Source organism: Arthrobacter sp. GCM10027362 (assembly GCF_042679445.1).
In the GTDB taxonomy this organism is placed as follows: Bacteria; Actinomycetota; Actinomycetes; order Actinomycetales; family Micrococcaceae; genus Crystallibacter.
The window spans coordinates 1-1,915 of record NZ_JBHTML010000340.1; the positions used below are offsets into that span (position 1 = coordinate 1).

Annotated in this window: 2 protein-coding genes; both read right to left on the minus strand. The window is 73.9% G+C overall.

Annotation, left to right across the window (positions count from 1 at the left end; genetic code table 11):
* Positions 1-161: 161 nt before the first annotated feature.
* Positions 162-590 (minus strand): hypothetical protein, encoded by a 429-nt coding sequence (locus ACFQ36_RS22425; RefSeq protein WP_377017736.1) that lies wholly within the window; start codon positions 588-590, stop codon positions 162-164.
* On the minus strand, positions 590-1,915 hold a 1,326-nt coding region (locus ACFQ36_RS22430), incomplete at its 5' end, for a FliI/YscN family ATPase (protein ID WP_377017738.1). The genes ACFQ36_RS22425 and ACFQ36_RS22430, both read right to left, overlap by 1 nt.

Below are 1,915 nucleotides of genomic sequence, written 5' to 3' on the forward strand. Positions count from 1 at the left end.
GGCGGCGAGCGCCTGCGCGAACGCCCCAGCGGAGCCGCTTCCGGCCGCGGAACCGGTGCCCGCGGCGGCTCCGGCGGCGGAACCGGCAGCCGTCGGCTGCGGTGAAAGCTGCGCCAAGGTGGACTGGATCTGCTGGATCCTGCCCAGCGCCTCGACCAGGCTCATCGCGCCGCCTCCCCACGTTGCCAGGCCCCGGAGGCGAGCTCGTCCAGGACTACCTGTTCGCCGTGCAGCTCCTCGGCCGCCGCGGCCCCGGCGTGCCTGGCCTCCAGCTTCTCCAGCGCCACCGCCTGCGCACGGGCCTGCTGAAAGGCCAGCCGGGCCTGTTCCGCCTCGCCCTGCCGGAGCTGCTCCAGCGCCTGCAGGTCCGCGAGCATGCCGCGCGAGGAGGCACGGGCGGCCGCCACGGCCTGCAGGGCGGCGGCGTCCGAGACCTCGCTGACGGTCTCGCCCAGCAGGGTGCGGGCCTGCAGGATGCTCCGGCCGTTGTCCTGCAGCCGCGCGTTGGCGGCGGCGAGTTTGCCGGCCGCCTGGTCCTGCTGCAGGTGGCGCAGCCTGAGCAGGCCGGCAAGCGGGAAGGAACGGGCCATCAGATACCTCCAAGGATTGCGGTCAGTCGGCGCAGATGCTCCCAGGCCTGCCCGGCCGGGGTCCTCTCATCCATGCGCTGCTGCAGGAACAGGTTGATCTCGTCCTCATGGTCCACGGCCGCGTCCACCAGCGGGTTGGACCCGCGCTGGTAGGCGCCGACGTCGAGCAGGTCCTGGGCGGCCCTGCGGGCGGCCAGGACCTTGCGCAGGTGCGCCGCCAGCCGGGTGTGCCCGGGCGGGTTGACTTTGGCGGCCACCCGGGAAATCGAGGCCAGCGCGTCGATGGACGGGAAGTGCCCGGCGACGGCCAGCTTGCGGTCCAACACCACGTGCCCGTCCAAGATGGAGCGTGCGGCATCGGCGATTGGCTCGTTGTGGTCGTCGCCATCCACCAGCACCGTGTACATCCCGGTCACCGAACCGGTCTCGGCGGTCCCGGCACGCTCCAGCAGCCGGGCCAGCACGGAGAAGGTGGACGGCGGGTAGCCCCGGGTGGCCGGCGGCTCGCCCGCGGACAGCCCGACCTCGCGCTGGGCCATGGCCACGCGCGTGAGCGAGTCCATCATCAGCATCACGTGGGCGCCGCGGTCCCGGAAGGATTCGGCGATCCGGGTGGCCGTGAAGGCTGCGCGCAGGCGCATCAGGGCCGGCTGATCCGAGGTGGAGACCACCACGATGGACCGGGCCAGGCCCTCCGGTCCCAGGTCGTCCTCGAGGAATTCGCGGACCTCGCGGCCGCGCTCGCCCACCAGTGCGATCACCGACACCTGGGCGTCGGTGCCGCGGGCGATCATGGACAGCAGCGAGGACTTGCCCACCCCGGAGCCGGCGAACAGGCCCATGCGCTGGCCCCTGCCCACCGTGGTCAGCGTATCCATCACCCGGACACCCAGCTGCAGCGCGGTGTCGATCCGCGCCCGGTGCATGGCCGGGGGCGAGGCGTTGTCCAGCGGGACCAGCGCGTCCGGCAGCAGCGGCCCCTTGCCGTCGATCGGCCGGCCCAGCCCGTCCAGCACGCGCCCGAACAGCCCGCTGCCTGTGGGAACCAGCATGGGAGCGCCCTTGGCCCGGACCGGGAGGCCCGGGCCGATGCCGGTCAGCGTGCCCAGCGGCATGCAGCGCAGGCTGGTCCGGTCCGCGGCCACCACCTCGGCCTCGCTGCCCGGCGGCCCGCCGATGGTGACGACTTCGCCGATGGCGCAGTGCAGCCCGGTGACTTCGACGGCGAGGCCCACTATCGAGGAGACCACGCCGATGCGTTCGGGCCGGGCCGCGGCGCAGGCGGCGGCGAACCGGCTGCCGCCCGGACGCCAGGTCCGGGCCGG

Bases quoted from the DNA above. Each gene is read 5' to 3' on its own strand.
- ACFQ36_RS22425 (WP_377017736.1), bottom strand. From the start codon at position 590: ATGGCCCGTTCCTTCCCGCTTGCCGGCCTGCTCAGGCTGCGCCACCTG.